Annotated in this window: 16 protein-coding genes and 1 pseudogene; 7 read left to right on the top strand and 10 right to left on the bottom strand. The window is 71.4% G+C overall.

The features are described from left to right. Nucleotides 1-37: 37 nt before the first annotated feature. Nucleotides 38-1,081 (bottom strand): LacI family DNA-binding transcriptional regulator, encoded by a 1,044-nt coding sequence (locus tag ACFV6H_RS16825; RefSeq protein ID WP_093599709.1) that lies wholly within the window; start codon nt 1,079-1,081, stop codon nt 38-40. Between the two features lie 193 nt (nt 1,082-1,274). On the opposite strand from ACFV6H_RS16825, the gene ACFV6H_RS16830 reads away from it, so the two are divergent. Continuing rightward, the gene (locus tag ACFV6H_RS16830; RefSeq protein WP_385542305.1) at nt 1,275-2,249 is read left to right on the top strand and encodes an ROK family protein; all 975 of its coding nucleotides are present in this window, start codon (nt 1,275-1,277) and stop codon (nt 2,247-2,249) included. A 101-nt stretch (nt 2,250-2,350) separates the two neighbouring features. On the opposite strand, the gene ACFV6H_RS16835 is transcribed toward ACFV6H_RS16830, so the two are convergent. The 3 genes from ACFV6H_RS16835 to ACFV6H_RS16845 form a co-directional block, all read right to left on the bottom strand. Beyond that, nucleotides 2,351-5,191 carry a BTAD domain-containing putative transcriptional regulator gene (locus ACFV6H_RS16835; protein WP_385542307.1) on the bottom strand — a complete coding sequence of 947 codons (2,841 nt, stop codon included), beginning with the start codon at nt 5,189-5,191 and terminating at the stop codon, nt 2,351-2,353. 340 nt (nt 5,192-5,531) lie between these two features. Further along, a complete protein-coding gene (locus ACFV6H_RS16840; RefSeq protein ID WP_385542309.1) occupies nt 5,532-5,957 on the bottom strand; it encodes a hypothetical protein in 426 nt (141 codons plus the stop codon). Between the two features lie 104 nt (nt 5,958-6,061). Continuing rightward, the gene (locus tag ACFV6H_RS16845) at nt 6,062-6,274 is read right to left on the bottom strand and encodes a hypothetical protein (protein WP_385542311.1); all 213 of its coding nucleotides are present in this window, start codon (nt 6,272-6,274) and stop codon (nt 6,062-6,064) included. Nucleotides 6,275-6,498: 224 nt separating this feature from the next. Between ACFV6H_RS16845 and ACFV6H_RS16850 the strand changes: the two genes are divergently transcribed. After that, a complete protein-coding gene (locus ACFV6H_RS16850) occupies nt 6,499-7,536 on the top strand; it encodes an NUDIX domain-containing protein (protein ID WP_384978032.1) in 1,038 nt (345 codons plus the stop codon). Nucleotides 7,537-7,647: 111 nt separating this feature from the next. Here ACFV6H_RS16850 and ACFV6H_RS16855 read toward each other — a convergent pair whose 3' ends face one another. Beyond that, nucleotides 7,648-8,019 carry an MBL fold metallo-hydrolase gene (locus tag ACFV6H_RS16855; protein WP_385542313.1) on the bottom strand — a complete coding sequence of 124 codons (372 nt, stop codon included), beginning with the start codon at nt 8,017-8,019 and terminating at the stop codon, nt 7,648-7,650. A gap of 119 nt (nt 8,020-8,138) precedes the next feature. Beyond that, nucleotides 8,139-9,503, bottom strand: coding sequence for a dipeptidase (locus tag ACFV6H_RS16860; RefSeq protein ID WP_385542315.1), 1,365 nt, complete (start codon nt 9,501-9,503; stop codon nt 8,139-8,141). A 161-nt stretch (nt 9,504-9,664) separates the two neighbouring features. Between ACFV6H_RS16860 and ACFV6H_RS16865 the strand changes: the two genes are divergently transcribed. Then, complete coding sequence (locus ACFV6H_RS16865) at nt 9,665-10,954, top strand: geranylgeranyl reductase family protein (RefSeq protein ID WP_385542317.1); 1,290 nt, start codon at nt 9,665-9,667, stop codon at nt 10,952-10,954. Nucleotides 10,955-11,034: 80 nt separating this feature from the next. Here ACFV6H_RS16865 and ACFV6H_RS16870 read toward each other — a convergent pair whose 3' ends face one another. Continuing rightward, a complete protein-coding gene (locus ACFV6H_RS16870) occupies nt 11,035-11,484 on the bottom strand; it encodes a nitroreductase/quinone reductase family protein (protein ID WP_384978042.1) in 450 nt (149 codons plus the stop codon). Nucleotides 11,485-11,611: 127 nt separating this feature from the next. Here ACFV6H_RS16870 and ACFV6H_RS16875 point away from each other — a divergent pair, with 127 nt between their 5' ends. The 3 genes from ACFV6H_RS16875 (at nt 11,612) to ACFV6H_RS16885 (ending at nt 14,512) form a co-directional block, all read left to right on the top strand. Continuing rightward, nucleotides 11,612-12,364 carry a TetR/AcrR family transcriptional regulator gene (locus ACFV6H_RS16875; RefSeq protein WP_385542319.1) on the top strand — a complete coding sequence of 251 codons (753 nt, stop codon included), beginning with the start codon at nt 11,612-11,614 and terminating at the stop codon, nt 12,362-12,364. Between the two features lie 85 nt (nt 12,365-12,449). Beyond that, nucleotides 12,450-13,781, top strand: a complete 1,332-nt coding sequence (locus ACFV6H_RS16880) for a histidine kinase (protein ID WP_385542321.1) — start codon at nt 12,450-12,452, stop codon at nt 13,779-13,781. A gap of 65 nt (nt 13,782-13,846) precedes the next feature. Next, nucleotides 13,847-14,512, top strand: coding sequence for a response regulator (locus ACFV6H_RS16885; protein ID WP_385542563.1), 666 nt, complete (start codon nt 13,847-13,849; stop codon nt 14,510-14,512). A 24-nt stretch (nt 14,513-14,536) separates the two neighbouring features. On the opposite strand, the pseudogene ACFV6H_RS16890 reads toward ACFV6H_RS16885, so the two are convergent. The 3 genes and pseudogenes from ACFV6H_RS16890 to ACFV6H_RS16900 all read right to left on the bottom strand — a co-directional run. Further along, nucleotides 14,537-14,626: pseudogene (locus ACFV6H_RS16890) on the bottom strand (DUF6332 family protein); the annotation flags it as partial. Nucleotides 14,627-14,686: 60 nt separating this feature from the next. Next, the gene (locus ACFV6H_RS16895; protein ID WP_385542323.1) at nt 14,687-15,034 is read right to left on the bottom strand and encodes an SCO4225 family membrane protein; all 348 of its coding nucleotides are present in this window, start codon (nt 15,032-15,034) and stop codon (nt 14,687-14,689) included. A 117-nt stretch (nt 15,035-15,151) separates the two neighbouring features. Next, nucleotides 15,152-16,423, bottom strand: a complete 1,272-nt coding sequence (locus ACFV6H_RS16900) for an MFS transporter (RefSeq protein ID WP_385542325.1) — start codon at nt 16,421-16,423, stop codon at nt 15,152-15,154. Between the two features lie 133 nt (nt 16,424-16,556). Between ACFV6H_RS16900 and ACFV6H_RS16905 the strand changes: the two genes are divergently transcribed. Beyond that, entirely contained in the window at nt 16,557-17,774 is a 1,218-nt protein-coding gene (locus ACFV6H_RS16905) for an ROK family protein (RefSeq protein WP_385542566.1), read from the top strand. Nucleotides 17,775-17,990: the final 216 nt, after the last annotated feature.

Consider the following 17,990-nt stretch of genomic DNA (forward strand, 5'->3'; position numbering starts at 1 on the left):
GGACCGTCCGCACGGAGCTCAGCTGCCCCCGACGACCTCAGCCGTCCGACGGCGGAGGTATCTCACCCGAGCCGCGGGCGATCAGACGCGTCGGCACCACCACGCGCGACGGGGCGTCGGCCGCGCCGTCGAGACGGCTGAAGAGGCGCTCAGCGGCCGTACGGCCCAAGGTCGCAGCGTCCTGGGCGATGACCGTGACGCCAGGGCTCAGCAGATCGGCGAGTTCGATGTCGTCGAAGCCGACGAAGGCGACCGGACGGTGGTGCGCGGCCAGTACCCGTACCGCCGTCACCGTCACACGGTTGTTGCCCGCGAAGATCGCCGTGACCGGCTCGGGCCCGGCGAGCATCGCGGTCACGGCGTCGCGTACCCGTTCCGGCGCGGTCGTGCCGAGCGAGACCCAGTCGTCGTGGATCTCCAGCCCCGCGTCCGCCATCGCGGTGCGATATCCGCGCAGCCGCTCGATGGCCGTGTGGATCCTGGGCTGGTCGCCGATGAAACCGATCCTGCGATGGCCTCCCGCGATCAGATGCGCCGCGCCGGAGCGGGCGCCGCCGAAGCTGTCGGAGAGCACCGTGTCCGCGTCGATACGCCCGGCCGGCCGGTCCACGAAGACGGTCGCCACTCCGGCCTTGATCTCGGGCTCCAGATAGCGGTGGTCGTGCCCGGCCGGGATCACGATCAGCCCGTCCACCCGCCGCGCGCACAGCGCCAGCACCAGTTCCTGCTCGCGGTCCGGGTCCTCGGCGCTCGAACCGTTGATGAGCAGCGCGCCATGGGCGCGGGCGACCTCTTCCACCGCGCGGTTCAGCGGCCCGTAGAACGGGTCGGCGAGATCCTCCAGGACCAGACCGATACTGGCGGTACGGCCCTTGCGCAGCACCCGCGCCGAGTCGTTGCGGCGGAAGCCCAGCGCCTCGATCGCCTCCTGCACCCGGCGCTCGGTGTCGGGTGTGACACCCGGTTCCGCGTTGACCACGCGCGAGACCGTCTTGAGCCCGACTCCGGCCCGTGCGGCCACATCCTTCATCGTGGGCCGGTTACCGTAACGGGGCTCGGGGCGGCGGGCGGTGTCTGCCACAGTGCGCTGTCCTGTCGTCATTTCTTCGGTGATTCTCCGGGCGGTTCGCCGGAGGATTGTCATCCTCGGCCGTGGCGACGAGCATAGGCCCTGGACAACGTTGTCAGGTGAATGGAGACTGTTCACCGAAGCCGCAGGTCCGTACATCCCCCCATACACGCGGGGATGCCTCATCCCCGGGAGATCCGACCCGATGCATACCGACTCCGTTGTCTCACTCGACATCGGCGGAACCAAGATCGCCGGCGCGCTGGTGGACGGCGGTGGCAGGATCCTCGTACGGGCGCAGCGGCCGACACCCGCGCGGGAGGACGGCGAGACGGTGATGCGGGCCGTCGAGGAGGTCCTCGCCGAGGTCCTGGCCTCTCCGCTCCGGGCGTCGGCGAGGGCCGTCGGTATCGGCAGCGCCGGTCCCGTGGACGCCTCGGCCGGTACGGTCAATCCGGTCAATGTCGTGGGCCTGCACGGCTTTCCACTGGTCGAGCGGGTGGCACTGGCCACCGGCGGGCTGCCGGTGACGCTGGTCGGCGACGGAGTCGCGATGACCGCGGCGGAGCACTGGCAGGGCGCGGCGCGCGGTTACGACAACGCGCTGTGCATGGTGGTCTCGACCGGTGTCGGCGGCGGGCTCGTACTGAACGGAAAGGTCCACGCGGGACCGACCGGCAACGCCGGGCACATCGGACACATCAGCGTCGACCTGGACGGCGACCTCTGCCCGTGCGGCTCGCGCGGCTGCGTGGAGCGCATCGCCAGCGGGCCGAACATCGCCCGCAGGGCGCTGGAGGGCGGCTGGGAGCCGGGCCCGGACGGTGACACCTCCGCCGCCGCGGTGGCCGCCGCCGCGCGGGCGGGCCATCCGGTCGCCATCGCGTCCTTCGACCGTGCGGCGCAGGCGCTGGCCGCCGGGATCGCGGCGACGGCCACGCTGGTGGAGATCCGTATCGCCGTCATCGGCGGCGGAGTCGCCAACGCGGGCGAGCTGCTCTTCGCACCGCTGCGCCGCTCGCTCCAGGACTACGCGACGCTCTCCTTCGTCCAGCACATCAAGATCGCGCCGGCGCTGACGGGCACGGACGCGGGCCTGGTGGGCGCGGCAGCGGCGGCGACACTGGCGATACGGGACGAGGCCACGCCGGCAGAGGCCACACCGACCACGGTCGCCTGACCTCGGGGAGGGACGCTTCGGACATGGGCCGAAGCAGGTTCAAGCCCCGGGGCTCGCAGTGAGCCAGCCCTGGGCTCCCGGTAAGTCAGGCTGTCGGGTGCTCAGTTCGTCGGGGTGTTCAGTTCTTGGAGCATCGTGCGGACGCGGTCGAGTTCGCTCTCGGGGTGGCCGATGCCGATGAGGATCGTGAGGGCCTGCTGCCAGGCCTCGCGCGCGGCGGGCGGTGCGCCCGTCGCTCGGTGGGTCTCGCCGAGGTGGATCAAGGTCTCCGCCTCGTTGAAGCGATGGCCCAGCGCCCGGTTGAGCCGCAGACTGTGCCGGAAGCACTCCTTGGCGTTCCCGTGGTCGCCGATCCGTTGGTAGGCATAGCCCAGGGTGTCCCAGGTGCCCGCCTGGCCGCGTTCGTCGCCGAGTTCCTGTTGCAGCGCCAGGGCCTCCTCGCAGTCGAGGACGGCCTGTTGGTAGTCGCCGCGTTGGATACGGTCCCAGCCGAGCGCGTTCAGTGCCCGCGCGCGTCCCGAGCGGTGGCCGCTCGAAGTGAAGAGGTCGAGGGCCGTCAGATCGTGCTCGTACGCGGCCCGCTCGTCGCCTTCCAGCTCGTACAGCCAGCTCAGCGTGAGATGGGCGTGCGCCCTGCCCGGATCGTCACCGAGATCCCTCGACAGGGCGAGCGCCACCTCCAGTTCGTCCCGGGCCTCGGCGGCGCGGGCGGTCTGGGAGAGGGCCCAGGCCAGTCCACGGCGGCACTCGGCCTGCGCCGAGCGGTCGCCCAGCCGTACGGCCGCGGCCAGCGCCGCGCGCTGCGCGCTCTCCACCTCGTGCCAGTGCCCGAGCCGCGACTGAAAGGTGAGCGTCGCCCACGCCAACTGCCATACGCGCGCGTCCAGGCCGAGGCGCGCGGCGTGTTCGACGGCCGCGGTCAGCACCGTGTGTTCGCGGCCGAACCACTTCATCGCCTCGTCGTGGTCGGCGAGCCGTTCCGGCGTCAGACCGTCGGCCGGCGGTGGCAGCGTGAGCGGGTCCCGGTGCGGAAGGAGCAGTCTGTCGGCGGCGTACGCGGTGTGTACGTAGTGGTCGAGCAGCCGGTCGAGCGCGGCGGTGCGCTCGGCCTCGGTGTCGAAGCTCTGGGCGAGTTCGGTGGCGTACGCGCGCAGCAGGTCGTGGCAGGTGTAGCGGTGAGGCGTGTGCTCCTGGACGAGATGCGCGGAGTGCAGCGTACGCAGACGGGCGCGGAGGCGCGAGAGCGGAAGCCCGGTGAGACTGGCGGCTGCGGGCAGCCCGATATCGGCGCCCGGCGCCAGGCTCAGCAGCCGGAACACCCGGGCCGTGGGCGCGTCGAGAGCCTCGTACGAGGAGGCGAAGACTGCCCTCAAGTCCGTCGCCGTCTCGCCCGCGTCCAGGGCGTCGAGCCGAGTGGCCGCCTCGTGCAGCTCCGAGGCGAGTGCGGCGAGCGGCAGCGCGGGATTCATCGTGGCTCGCGCGGCCAGAATGCTGATGGCCAGCGGCAGTCCGGCGCAGTGCTTCAGCAGCGTGGCGGCGGCGTCGGGCTCGGCGGCGATCCTGGCGCCGCCGAGATGGCGCGTCAGCAGTTCGAGCGCCTCCGCGTCGGTGAGGACATCCAGTGTGAGAGGCGTGCCGCCGTGCGCGGCGGTCAGCCCGGTGAGCTGATGGCGGCTGGTGACCAGGACGGTACAGGTGGGACTGCCGGGCAGCAGCGGCAGGACCTGGGTGGTGGAACGGGCGTTGTCGAGCAGGATGAGCAGGCGTTTGCCCGCGGTCAGGCTCCGGTAGAGCGCGGCCTGCGCGTCCGGGTCCGCGGGGATCGTGCCCGGTGGCGCTCCGAGGGCTTCCAGGAAGGCACGTACCGCCACCGCCGCCGGTACAGGGTCTCCGGACGGCGAGAAGCCGCGCAGATCGGCGTAGAGCTGACCATCGGGAAAGCGCTCCTGGCAGCTGTGGGCCCAGCGCAGGGCGAGCCAGGTCTTGCCGATACCACCGGTGCCGCCGATCGCCGAGATCACCACGGTGCCGCCGCGCTCGGCCCGTGGCTCCAGCAGCTTTCCCAGACGGGCGAGTTCGCGGTTGCGGCCGGTGAACATCGGCGGCGGAGCGGGCAGTTGCCGTGGTACGGGAGCGGGCGGCGCCGTCGATTCCACGGGAGAACCGGGAGAACCGGAGGAACCAGCGGAACCCGGAGTACGGCGCGCGGGCGCGGGCTTGTCGAGTACCGGATCGGCCGTGAGGATCCGCTGGCGCAGTTCGCGCAGCGGCGGTCCCGGGTCGGTGCCCAGCTCCGTGGCCAGCAGCTGCCGGATCTCCTCGTAGCGGGCGAGGGCGTCGGCGGGCCGGCCGCCGCGGTACAGGGCCAGCATGAGCTGGCCGACCAGCCGCTCGTCCAGCGGGTGCGCCTCGACGCGGGTGGCCAGTTCGGCCGGCAGCCCGGTGTGCCGTCCCGACCGTAACCGGATGTCCACCAGGTCCAGTTCGGCCGCATGTCTCTCCCGGCGCAGGGCCTCGCGCAAGGAGTTGAACCACGGGCTGTCCTGCTCGGTGGCGGCATCCCCGCGCCAGAGCGCGAGCGCCTCCTCGAACAGGGCCTCGGCCTCGGTGTCGTCGGCCGTACGTGCCCGCTCGACCAACTCGCGGAAACGGTGCAGGTCCACAGCGGACGTGTCGACGGTCAGTACGTAACCGCCGGAGCGCCGCTCGATGTCCGCGTCGCCGGCGGCCGGGGAAAGGGCCTGGCGCAGCCGGGAGATATAGCTGTAGAGGGACGCCTGCGCCCGCTGCGGAGGGCGTTCGCCCCATACCCGGTCGATCAACTGGTCAACGGATACGACCCGGTTGGCGTCAGCCATCAGCGCTGCCAGCACACAGCGCTGCCGGGCATGTCCCAGCTCCACCGGCCGGCCGTCGAGCCGTGCCTCGATGGATCCGAGCAAGCCGAACTCCACCGGCAATCCGATCACCCCCTGGCCCGGACCTTAACGCCGAAAGTCCGGGCCGACCTGCTGATTCCAGGTCTTCTCAAGGTTGGCCCAAAGTCGGCCAGGGAGAGTACTCCTCGGCGCGGGAGCCGACGGGGGACGCGGCGGGGGAGAGAGTGCCCGGCAGTGGCACGGCCGCGATTCGGCTCCGGGCCGGACCACGCACGGGGGGCGTGGTCCGGCCGGCGTCGTCCGGTGCACCGGTGCGCGGGGGCTCCGTACTCCCGTAATGCCGCACTCCCATAGTGCCGTGCTCCGGTACGTGGAAGGTCCTCTGGTACGAGGAGGCGCGGCCCTACCGCGTCGTCTGACACGCCACGCGTCGGCTGCCGCGGAACTTCACGCACAGCTCCACCTCGTTGCCGGTGTCCGCCGTGGGCCAGCGATAGGTCAGCGCCTTGCCCGAGCGGGTGGCCATCGCCGTGTCGATGTGCTGCCCGTCGCGGAAGAGCGCCACCGGCCGGGCGGTGACCTGCTCCGGCGGATTGGTCCAGATACCGGTGACCGCGTTCCGTCCGCCCTCGCCGTCCAGTCTGATACAGATCTGCGGACCGGAGAAGTGGTGGGTGCAGGCGCTGCTGTCGGCCGTCGCGGGAGGCGCGGTCAGTGAGACGGCGATGCCCGCCAGCGCGAGTGTCAGGGCGGACCGTCGCCCGCGCGGGCGGCGTCCCGGGCCGGTGAGTGCGGCGGGGACGGCCGGAGCGGCCGGTGTTCTGGGCATACGCATAACGGATGTCTCCGGGTCGTACGGCGCTCGGGTGCGGGACCGGCTCGGGTACGGGACGGGCGCGCGGACGGCGCCCTCACGCACTCCTACGACTACGGCTATGACTGCGGGCGCGGCTGTGGCTGCGGTAGCGACTGCGGGGCGGACTCGGTCGCCTGCTGCGGCACGACCACGAGGAAGACGTCCGAGTCGAGGTCCATCACCACCTCCGCCGGCGTCCCTTCGTCCCTGCGCGCCCGCGCGAACTCCTCCGCGGGCCAGCTGCCGCGCGGCCCTCCCGCGGGAAATTTCTCCAGCACCGTCCGACACATTGGATGCCCCCTTGTCACATCGAGTTCCAACGACGTTCCTCGGGATTGTGTTACGGCCCGGCACGGACATCGATTCGTACAGTGGCCGTTCCCGGCCTCGGTACGACATCGAACCGGCCACAGCTCGGCCACAGCACCGTGTGTGAGCCCATGGCCCGATCGGGCGGGGGTTTCCGGGGCAGGGTGTTGCGGGCAGTCCACTGGGGGCTACGGAAGGGGGGACCGTGATCGTTTGGATCAATGGCGCGTTCGGAGCGGGCAAGACCAGTACCGCACGTGAACTGATCGACCTGATCCCGAACTGCACACTGTACGACCCCGAGCTGATCGGCGGGGAAGTGGAGCAGCTTCTGCCGCAGAAGCGGCTCGCCGAGGTGGGCGACTATCAGGATCTGCCGATCTGGCGGCGTCTGGTGGTCGACACCGCGGCGGCCCTGCTGGCCGAGGTGGGCGGTGCGCTGGTCGTGCCCATGACCTTGCTGCGGCAGGAGTACCGGGACGAGATCTTCGGCGGGCTCGCCTCCCGCCGTATCCCGGTGCGTCATGTGCTGCTTGCCACAGACGAAACGATCCTGCGGGGACGGATAGCGGCTCGTCAGGTGGCGGAGGACGATCCCGAGGTGAACGAGCGTACCCGGCGGTGGTGCTACGAACATATCGAGCCCTACCGCGCCGCGCTCGGCTGGCTGACCGGCGACGCCCATGTCATCGACAACACCGGACTCACGGCCCGGGAGACGGCCGTCTCCCTCGCGGCGGCGGTACGGACCGGTGCGGCCCGCGTCAGCGAGATCGTCCAGACGCCCGAGCCGACCGCCGAGACGCTCGCCGCCGGAGTGCTGCTCTTCGACGAGCAGGACCGGGTGCTGCTCGTGGACCCCACGTACAAGCCCGGCTGGGAGTTCCCGGGCGGAGTGGTGGAGGCCGGCGAGGCGCCCGCACGGGCCGGGATACGGGAGGTCGCCGAGGAGATAGGCATACAGCTGACCGAGGTGCCCAGACTGCTGGTGGTCGACTGGGAGCCACCACGGCCACCGGGCTACGGCGGGCTGCGGCTGCTCTTCGACGGCGGGCGGCTGCCGGCGCGGCTGGCCGGGACACTGCTGCTGCCCGGACGCGAGCTGAGAGGCTGGCGTTTCGTGGGCGAGGAGGAGGCGGCGGGACTGCTGCCGCCGGCCCGGTACGAGCGGCTGCGCTGGGCGCTGCGCGCGCGGGAGCGCGGGACGGTGCTCAACCTGGAGGACGGCGTCCCGGTCGGCTGACCACGACCGCGACACCGTGTGGGAGTTGGGGCATGTCCTGTGCGGTGCGGCTCCGGTGCGGCTCCGGCGCCGGCCGCTCGCCACAGGCCCGGGCAGGCAGACAGGTCCGCTCTAGCCGAGGTCGCCGAAGCCCGGTGTCGGGTCGCCGTGGCCGTAACAGACCGTGGACGGGGCCAGCGCCACGAGCCGGCGCATCGACTCCTGGGCGCGCTCGCGGTCCACGTTGAAGACGCCCAGGGCGATCCCGCCCACGGAGGCGATGGTGTCGCCCACGAACAGCACACCGTGGCGCGGCAGATGCACGGCGATCGAGCCGTCGGTGTGCCCGGGAGCGTGCACCACCCGGGCGCCGTCGCCGAAGTCCAGCTCGTCGCCGCGGCCTCCGCGGCCGTTGCCGCCGTCGCGCCAGAGATAGGCCTGGCCGATCGGGAAGCGGAGCATATGCAGCCGAGAGCTGATCTCCACGAGGTCGATGAGGTCCATACGGCGAACGTACGCAGCCGGCCACGTCCGCCGTACGGATCTACGCTCTCGGCGATCTCCGCTCTCCGCTGAACCCGATATCGGAACCCGATACGGCTCCCTCCGGGCAGCTCCGGAACTCAATCCCGCTTGGACTCCGCGTAGTTGAGCAGGAAGTGCGCCTCGGCCACCGAGAGCCGCTCCAACTCCTCCGGAGAGACACTCTCGTTCACCGCGTGGATCTGCGCCTCCGGCTCGCTCAGCCCGATCAGCAGGATCTCCGCCTTCGGATACAGCGCGGCCAGGGTGTTGCAGAGCGGAATGGAGCCGCCCTGACCGGCCGTCTGCATGTCCTGTCCCGGATACGCGACACGCATCGCGTCCGCCATCGCCGTATACGCCGGGCTCGATGTGTCCGCGCGGAACGGCTCGCCCTGGCCGACCTGTTCCACCGACACCCGCGCCCGCCACGGCGTGTGCTTCTCGATGTGCGCGGTCAGCAGCTTCGTCGCCTCGGTCGCGTCCTGGCCCGGCGGTACGCGCAGGCTGACCGTCGCCCGCGCGCTCGCCTGGATGGACGGCGTGGCACCGACCACCGGCGGGCAGTCGATGCCCAGTACGGTGACGGCGGGACGCGCCCAGATCCGGTCGCCGACCGAGCCGTGGCCGATCAGCCCGACTCCGTCGAGCACCTTGGCGTCCTTGCGGAAGTCGGCCTCGTCATAGACGATTCCGTCCCACTCGGCGTCGGCGGCCAGACCGTCCACCGTGGTGGAACCGTCCTCCGCGCGCAGCGAGTCCAGCACCTTGATGAGCGCGGCGAGCGCGTCGGGCGCGGCTCCGCCGAACATGCCCGAGTGCAGATTGCCTTCGAGCGTGTCGATCCGTACGCGCAGCAGCGTCATCCCGCGCAGCATGGCCGTGACCGTCGGCAGTCCCAGCCGGAAGTTGCCGGCGTCGCCGATGACGATCGTGTCGGCGGCGAGCAGCTCCGGGTGCGCCTCCGCGTACCGTTCGAGACCGCCGGTGCCCTGCTCCTCCGAACCTTCCACGATCACCTTGACGTTCACCGGGACGCCACCGTTCGCCTTGAGGGCGCGCAGCGCGAGCAGATGCATCAGGAAGCCGCCCTTGCAGTCGGCCGCACCGCGCCCGAACCAGCGGCCGTCGCGTTCGGTCAGCTCGAAGGGCGGTGTCAGCCAGTCCGACTCGTCCAGCGGCGGCTGTACGTCGTAGTGCGCGTAGAGCAGCACCGTCGGCGCGTTCTCGGGGCCGGGCAGCAGACCGTAGACGGACTGTGTACCGTCCGGGGTGTCGAGGACGGAGACATCCTGGAACCCTTCGGCGCGCAGCGCGTCGGCCACCCACACCGCGGCGGCCTCGCACTCGCTCCTGGGGAACACCGCGGGATCCGCCACCGAACGGAAGGCCACCAGTTCCGCGAGCTCGGTACGGGCACGGGGCAGCAGGGACGCGACGGTCTCGGCGATCGGATTCGCGGTCATGGGCACGCTCCTGGTGGGTGCGTCGTTGTGTTAGTCGGGTGCACGTCGAATGTACGTCGAAGGGTTCAGCAGATCCTCCCACAGCGGGCTTGCCGGGCCAGCGCCGTAGGATGCCGTTCGACAACAGGGGCCACCGGTCGGATCAGGAGCAGAAGCACATCGTGAGCAGCGAGAACGCAGACGCCGGAAGCGAGCACGACGAGCCGGTATGGGATGTCGTCGTGGTCGGCGCAGGGCCGGCGGGAGCCTCCGCGGCATACGCGGCGGCGGTCGCGGGCCGTCAGGTGCTGCTGGTTGAGAAAGCCGAGTTGCCCCGCTACAAGACCTGCGGGGGCGGGATCATCGGGCCCTCGCGCGACGCGCTGCCGCCGGGCTTCGAGCTGCCGCTCAGGGACCGGGTGCACGCGGTGACGTTCTCGCTGAACGGAAAGCTGGCCCGTACGCGCCGCTCCAAGCGGATGCTCTTCGGGCTGCTCAACCGCCCGGAGTTCGACGCGAGTCTGGTGGAGCACGCGCAGAAGGCCGGCGCGGTGCTCCGTACGGGCGTGACGGTCACGCGCGTCGAGCAGCACGGTCCCGCCGTGCCCGACCGCCGTACGGTCGCCGTCGTCCTCGCCGACGGTGAGACGGTGCTGGCGCGTGCCGTGGTCGGCGCCGACGGCAGTGCCAGCCGGATAGGCGCGCATGTCGGAGTCAAGCTCGACCAGGTGGATCTGGGCCTGGAGGCGGAGATCCCGGTGCCGCCGACGGTCGCGGAGGACTGGGCGGGACGCGTGCTCATCGACTGGGGCCCGCTGCCCGGGAGTTACGGCTGGGTGTTCCCCAAGGGCGACACGCTCACGGTCGGTGTGATCTCGGCGCGTGGCGAGGGCGCGGCGACCAAGCGCTATTTGGAGGACTTCATCGCCCGGCTCGGGCTGGCCGGTTTCGAGCCCTCGGTCTCGTCCGGGCATCTCACCCGCTGCCGCAGCGACGACTCACCGCTGTCGCGCGGCCGGGTGCTGGTGTGCGGAGACGCGGCGGGCCTGCTGGAGCCCTGGACCAGGGAAGGGATCTCCTTCGCCCTGCGCTCCGGACGGCTGGCGGGCGAGTGGGCGGTACGGATCTCGGAGGCGCATGACGCCGTGGACGCGCGCCGTCAGGCGCTGAACTACGCGTTCGCGATCAAGGCCGGCCTCGGTGTGGAGATGGGCGTCGGCCGGCGGATGCTCGCGATCTTCGAGCGCCGGCCGGGGCTGCTGCACGCGGCGATCACCGGTCTGCGCCCGGCCTGGAACGCGTTCGCGGACATCGCCCGTGGCTCGACGTCGCTGGCCGGTCTCGTACGGAACCATCCGCTGGCCCGGCGTGCGCTGGATGTGCTGGACCGCAGACAGGCGGCGTCGGCCGCCGTGTCCGAGGAGAGCGTGCCGGAGCCCGCCGCCGCGTCGGAGGCGGGCGCGAAGGAGTGAGCGCCGGCGGCGGCCTGCCGGTGGTTCGCCGCGCGTCCTTCCTGAAGCCGCGCGTCCCTGATGCCGCGCGTCCTTCCTGATCAGGAGTCCGTCCTGATCAGGAAGACCGGATGGTCGGGCGCCGCCGCGATGATCTCCGCGTCCGAGGACTTCGCGGTGACTCCCTGGAAGTACTGGTTGACCTCCCAGCCCCAGCGCTCCAGATAGGTGCGCAGCACCGCGAGCTTCTCGCTGTCGGGGATCTCGGTGGCGGTGAACGTCCGGATCCGGCGGCCCACGCGCAGCTCGCCGCCGCCCGCGACGCGCATGTTCCGTACCCACTGCGAGTGGCCACGGGCCGAGATCAAGTACTGGCTTCCCTCGTAGGTGTGCGGGTTGACGGGGATGCGCTGCATCTGGCCGCTCTTGCGACCGCGTACGGACATCTCCGCCGTGCCCAGCATGCTGACTCCGTGCCGGGCGAGCCGGCCGATGACGTTGTTGAGCCGGCCGGCGAACCGGCCGGTCCGGTAGTAGTAGGGCTCCGACATGGTGACTCCTCCGAGATTGTGAGAGCGGTGCTCTCGCTTGAGAGCAGTGTGCACTGGTGGGCGCTCCAAAGCAAGAGCGGCGCTCTCTTTTTGGTGCGATGCTCCGGAACATGGCACACTGCTCTCCATGACGACCATCCGTGGAGCCAGGGAACGGGCCCGTACCGAAGTCACGGCGGCGATCAAGGACGAGGCGCGCAGACAGCTCGCGGCCGAGGGCGCCGCGAGGCTCTCGCTCCGCGCCGTCGCCCGTGAGCTGGGCATGGTGTCGTCCGCGCTCTACCGCTACTTCCCGAGCCGGGACGATCTGCTGACGGCGCTGATCGTCGACGCGTATGACGCGGTGGGCTCGGCCGCGGAAGGGGCCCTGGCGGTTGGAGGTCCGGCCGGCTCGGCCACGTCGGTCGGCTCGGCCGCCGAGCGGGCCGGTCACGCCGAGCCGGTTGATCATGTCGGCTGCTGGACCGCTGTGTGCGCGGCGGTACGGGCCTGGGCCCTCGCCCATCCGCACGAATACGCGCTGATCTACGGTTCTCCCGTACCCGGCTACTCGGCGCCTCAGCTCACCGTCGCGCCCGCGTCCCGGGTCGCCCTCGCGCTGATCTCCATCGCCGAGGACGCCCAGCGCGTCGGCGAGATCACACCGCCGGCGCTCTCCGACGAGCTGCGACCGGAGGCCGAGCGGCTGACCGCGCAGTTCGGCTTCGGTCTGCCACCGGAGGTGGTGGCGGCGCTGGTGGCGTCCTGGGCGCAGCTCTTCGGGCTGATCTCGTTCGAAGTCTTCGGCCAGTTCAACAAACTTGTCGAGGCCCGCGACGAACTCTTCGCGCAGGCCACGCGACGCCTGGCCCATGACGTCGGGATGCGTGACGCCGGATAGCGTGGCGTCGTACTCCTCAGGGAGTATGGGTGATCGCCACATACGGCTGACGCCATGGACGTGTCGGCCGGTCTAGCGTGACGGTATGGAAGAGCAGCCCACCCGTCGAGGCCGGAACGGCGGCGGCCCGCCCGGTCCGCCCTGGTCGCGGAGGCCGCGAGGGCCGTGGGGGCCGCGCGGCGGACCGTGCGGACGGTTCGGTCACCGTTTCGGCGACGGGCCCGGCCGGTGGTCCGGCGACGGTTCCGGTTCCGGCTTCCGGTTCGGCGGCGGGCGGCCGAGCCGTCGGCTGCCCTGGCCCTCGACTCTGCTCCTGGCCGTCTTCGTTCTCGTCGGAACCACCTTCGCCGGGGCCAATCAGCACGGCGATCGCCTCCCTCTCGACATCTACGCCCGGCTGCTGCTGCTCGCGGGACCTGTCCTGCTGTTCTTCCGCCGCCGCCACCCTGTCGTCTCCGTCTTCGGCGTCTCGGCGAGCGCCCTGATCTACTTCGCTGCCGGCTATCCGTACGGACCGATCTTCCTCACCGTGGGCGTGGCCACTTTCGCCGCGATCGTCTCGGGCCACCGGCGGGCGGCATGGTGGGCCGTCGGACTGCTCTGGGCCGGCCATGTGCTCATCGCACACTGGCTCTACCGCTGGCTGCCTCCGGCGCACGACCACGCGGCGCCCTGGGGACAGGAACTCGTCATCGCCGCCTTTGTGTTCGCCCTCTGCGCGGCCTCCGACGTCGTCCGGGTCCGCAGGGAGCAGTGGGCCAGGGAGGGCGCCGAGCGCCGGGCGGCCGAGAAGCGCAGACAGGACGAGGAACGGCTGCGGATCGCCCGTGAGCTGCATGACGTACTCGCCCACTCCATCTCCGTCATCAATGTCCAGGCGGGCGTCGGGCTCGCCCTGCTCGACTCCGATCCGGAACAGGCCCGTACGGCGCTCACCACCATCAAGGCGGCGAGCAAGGAGGCGCTCGGCGAGGTACGGCAGGTCCTCGACACGCTCAGAACGCCCGGCGACGCCCCGCGCGCGCCCGCTCCGGGCCTCGACCGGCTGCCCGAACTCGTGGAACAGGCCGCGGGCGCCGGGCTCACCGTCGAGATCCTGCGGGACGGACGGCCGGTCGCGCTGCCGCCCGGCACCGATCTGGCCGCCTTCCGGATCATCCAGGAGGCGCTGACCAATGTGGTGCGCCACTCCGGCTCCCGTACGGCACAGGTCCGGCTCGGATACGCGCCCGGACTGCTCGAACTCCGGATAGCCGACGCGGGACCCGCGACCGGCGGAGACGCGGGCGGCAGCGGCAACGGTCTCGTCGGAATGCGTGAGCGCGCCGCCGCGCTCGGTGGCACGATCGAGGCCGGACCGCGGCCCGACGGCGGTTTCCGCGTCCGGGCGACGATTCCCGTGAGGGCCGAGGAGTGACCGTCGAGGACCGAAGTCTGACGCTTGAGGACCAGGAAGTGCCCGTTGAGGACCAAGAGGTGACCGTGATCCGTGTGCTGCTCGCCGACGACCAGTCGCTGGTACGGGCGGGCTTCCGCGCGCTGCTCGACGCCCAGCCGGACATCGAGGTCGCCGGTGAGGCCGCCGACGGCGAGGAGGCGGTGCGCCGCGTGCGCGAACTCCGGCCCGATGTGGTGCTGATGGACATCCGGATGCCACGGCTGGACGGTCTGGCCGCCACGCGCCGGATCACCGAGGACGGAGGGCTCGACCAGGTGAAGGTGGTCATGCTCACCACCTTCGAACTCGATGAGTACGTCTTCGAGGCGATCCGCTCCGGCGCCTCCGGCTTTCTGGTCAAGGACACCGAGCCGGATGAACTGCTGCGCGCGGTAAGGGCGGTGGTGGCGGGCGACGCGCTGCTGTCGCCGGGAGTGACGCGCAGGCTCATCGCCGAGTTCGCGTCACGCTCCAAGATCCCGGCGGACTTCGCGGGACTGGGTGGACTGACCGAGCGCGAGCGGGAGGTGATGGCCCTGGTCGGTATCGGCCTCTCCAACGAGGAGATCGCCCGCCGGCTGGTCGTCAGCCCGCTCACCGCGAAGACGCATGTCAGCAGGACGATGGTGAAGTTGGGCGCCCGTGACCGGGCCCAACTGGTCGTTCTGGCCTATGAGTCGGGACTCGTACGACCGGGCTGGCTCGGCTGAGCGGGCGGGTTCGGCGAGGCGTACGGCCCAGATGCCGCGCCCGGCCGCCGAGGGAAGCGCGAAGCCGATCTCGACCGTGACGGCATCCCGTTCGGCAGCGCTCCGTGTCCCCATGAACCGAGTCTGGCTCCGCCACGGAGCGATGGGAAGACGCCCCGCCCGGGCCCGGGCCCGTCAGGCCTGGCGCGGGTGCGAAGGCTGTCGCGGGTCACGCAGCAGCCGTACGAAACCGCCCAGCGCCGCCGCCTGGATCAGTACCGAGAGCACCAGCGCGGGATAGACGAACGCGGCGGAGTCGGCGAACGTACCGCCGACCAGCTCACCGCCCACGAAGAACACGAAGATCGTCGGCGCCGCGAGGAAGAACAGCCACACTCCGGCGAACGACGCGTCCGGGTGCGCCACGAAGAGGGTGTCGACCGCGACGAAGACGGCCGCCGCCGCGACCAGACCGAGATAGACCTGGGACACGCGGTTCCCGAAGGTCAGCCGCGCGAGTGTGGTCAGCAGTCCAGAAGCCATGATCTTCTCCCCTGAGGTGTGGTACTTCCAGGGTGCGCCGGATCGAACGGCTGTGCCTGAGTACGCCTACTCAGCCTGCGTATGTGGGCTGCCCACATACACCTGCACCGGAGCTGCTCACGCCTGCTGACGCGTCGGCCGGTCGGCGGGCTCCGCCGACACATGCCGTGCCGCGTGGGCGATGACCGCGGCTGCCGCCGCCAGCAGCGCGACGGTGGTCAGGGCGAGTGGCAGCGAGAACCAGTCGGCCAGAAAGCCGATCGCGGGCGGGCCCAGCAGCATCCCGCCGTACCCCAGCGTGGACGCGGTGGCGACACCGCCGGGTCCGGCCAGTGCGCCCGCGCGGCCGACGGCCACCGGGAAGATATTGGCGAGGCCGAGACCGGCCACGGCGAAGCCCGTCAGCGCTGTCCAGGCGGTCGGCGCGAGCGCGCCGAGCAGCATCCCGAGCGCGGCGGTGAGGCCACCGAGGACCAGGGCGCGGTTCTGGCCGAGCCGCTCCAGCAGGACCGTGCCGGAGAGCCGGCCCGCCGTCATGGCGAGGGCGAAGAGGGAGTAGCCGGCGGCGGCCAGTCCGGGAGAGGCGTCGAGGTCCTCGGTGAGATGGAGCGCGCTCCAGTCGGCCATCGCGCCTTCGCCGTACGCCGTGCACAGGGCGATCACTCCGAAGAGCAGTACCACCCGCCGTGTGCCGCGCCGATGTTCATGCGCCGTGTGCGCCACGCCCGCCTCGGCTCCAGGCCCGGACACCGGCACAGGTACGGGTGCGGGTGCGCGCTGCCGCAGCAGCACCGGCCCGGTCACCGCGGTCACCAGCAGTCCGACACCGGTCAGGAGCAGAAGATGGACGGTGGGGGAGAGACCGCCCGCGACCAGCCCACCGAGCCCTGCCCCCACCATGCCGCCGAGGCTGAACGCCGCGTGAAAGCTGGAGATCACCGGCCGCCGCAGAGCCGCGACAAGATCGACGGCCGCGCTGTTCATGGAGACGTTCAAGGAACCGTAGGCCGCGCCGAAGACCAGCAGCACCAGACCGAGCGCCGGCGCCGAGTGCGCCTGCGGTGGCAGCACGATGCTCAGCGAGAGCAGCACCGCCGACACCACTGTCACCGGATGGCTCCCGAACCGCTGGCACAGCCGCCCGGTGAACACCATCGTGACCACGGCGCCCGCCGATACGCCCAGCAGGGCCAGCCCGAGATCGCTCTCGGAAGCTCCGGTCTGATCCTTGATGGCAGGGATACGGACCACCCAGCCGGCGAACATGAAGCCATCGAGCGCGAAGAAGACGGTCAGCGCGGTACGGAGCCGGGACAACGAGGACCGAGCCGCGAGGTCCGCGTCATCGCCCCCCGAGACGGCCGTCCCTACTTTGTTTAGATGCGGCACAAAATGAGAATAGGCGCGAGGAAGCATCCGTACAAGTCGCGCGGAGGCACCGAGCGGGCCCTGAGGCCCGGTGTCCGTGCAAGGTGTGGCCGAGGAGGTCGTTGTGCCTTCGGATCATGGGAGACTCGCCTCCATGGACGGCAAGGTGACCACTACCCGGACAAGGCTGGAGAGAGGCCGCGGCGCGCTCGGCCCTGCGCTGGAACTGGTTCATACGGGTCGTGCGCCCACCCGGGCCGTGCTCACCGCGGAGCTGGGTGTCACCCGGGCCACGGCCGGAGCCGTCGCCGCGGAGCTGGAGGCCCTCGGGCTGATCCAGGTGGACTCGCGGCCCGGGGCCGCAGCGGGCTCGCAAGGGCGGCCCTCGCACCGGCTGTCGGTCGACGACAACGGTCCCGTCGCCCTCGCCGCCCAGGTGCACGTCGACGGTTTCCGGGTCGCGCTGGTCGGGCTGGGCGGCCGTATCGTCGCCACCGCTCCCCGCAGCGGTACGGTCTCGGCCGACCCGGCCCAGGTGCTCGGCGAGGCCGTGGAGGCCGGGGCCGCGCTGCTGCGCTCCACCGGACGGCGCTGTGTGGGCGCGGGCCTCGCCGTGCCCTCGGCCGTCGCCGAGCCCGGAGGCACCGCCCTCAATCCGCTGCACATCGCCTGGTCGGCCGGCGCCCCGGTCCGTGACGTCTTCGCCGAGCGGATACGCGCGGCCGGTATCGAGGGCCCCGCCTTCACCGGGAACGACGTCAACCTCGCCGCCCTCGCCGAGCACCGGCACGGCGCGGGCCGCGGTGCCCAGCATCTGCTCTGTGTCGCCACCGGACATCGCGGTGTCGGCGGCGCGCTCGTCCTCGACGGCCGCCTGCACACCGGCAGTTCGGGCCTCGCCCTCGAAGTCGGCCATCTCACGGTCAATCCGGAGGGCCGGCCCTGCTACTGCGGCAGCAAAGGCTGTCTCGACGTCGAGGCCGATCCGCTCGCCTTCCTCACCGCCGCCGGCCGCGCGCCGGGCCCCGAGGTCTCCCTGCTCCAGCAGTCACGGGATCTGCTCCGTACGGAGTACGCCGACCCGGCCGTACGCCGGGCCACCGAGGAGCTGATCGACCGGCTGGGACTGGGGCTCGCCGGGCTGGTCAATATCCTCAACCCGGACCGGATCATCCTCGGCGGACTCCACCGCGAACTGCTCGACGCGGACCCGGAGCGGCTGCACGCCGTCGTGGCCGACCGCAGTCTGTGGGGCCGCGGCGGTGGCGTACCGATTCTGCCCTGCACGCTCGACCACAACAGCCTGGTGGGCGCGGCCGAGATGGCGTGGCAGCCGGTGCTGGACGATCCGCTGGGCGCCCTCACGCGCTGACGGCCCTCACGCGCTATGCGCGCTCACGCGCTATGCGCGCTCACTCGCCGGGTTCTGCGCACTGCGGCTGTGACAGATACAGGACCTGATAGCGGTCGCCCATCGTGCGCGGTGTGTCGTGCTCCCGCGGGCCGGTGGAGCGCGGCAGGGAGCAGCGCGTGGACCCGCGGCTACTCCCTGAGTGGTACGCGCACGGCCGCTGGCCGTACGACGACT

Origin of the sequence: Streptomyces sp. NPDC059743 (assembly GCF_042732975.1) — a bacterium.
GTDB lineage: Bacteria > Actinomycetota > Actinomycetes > Streptomycetales > Streptomycetaceae > Streptomyces.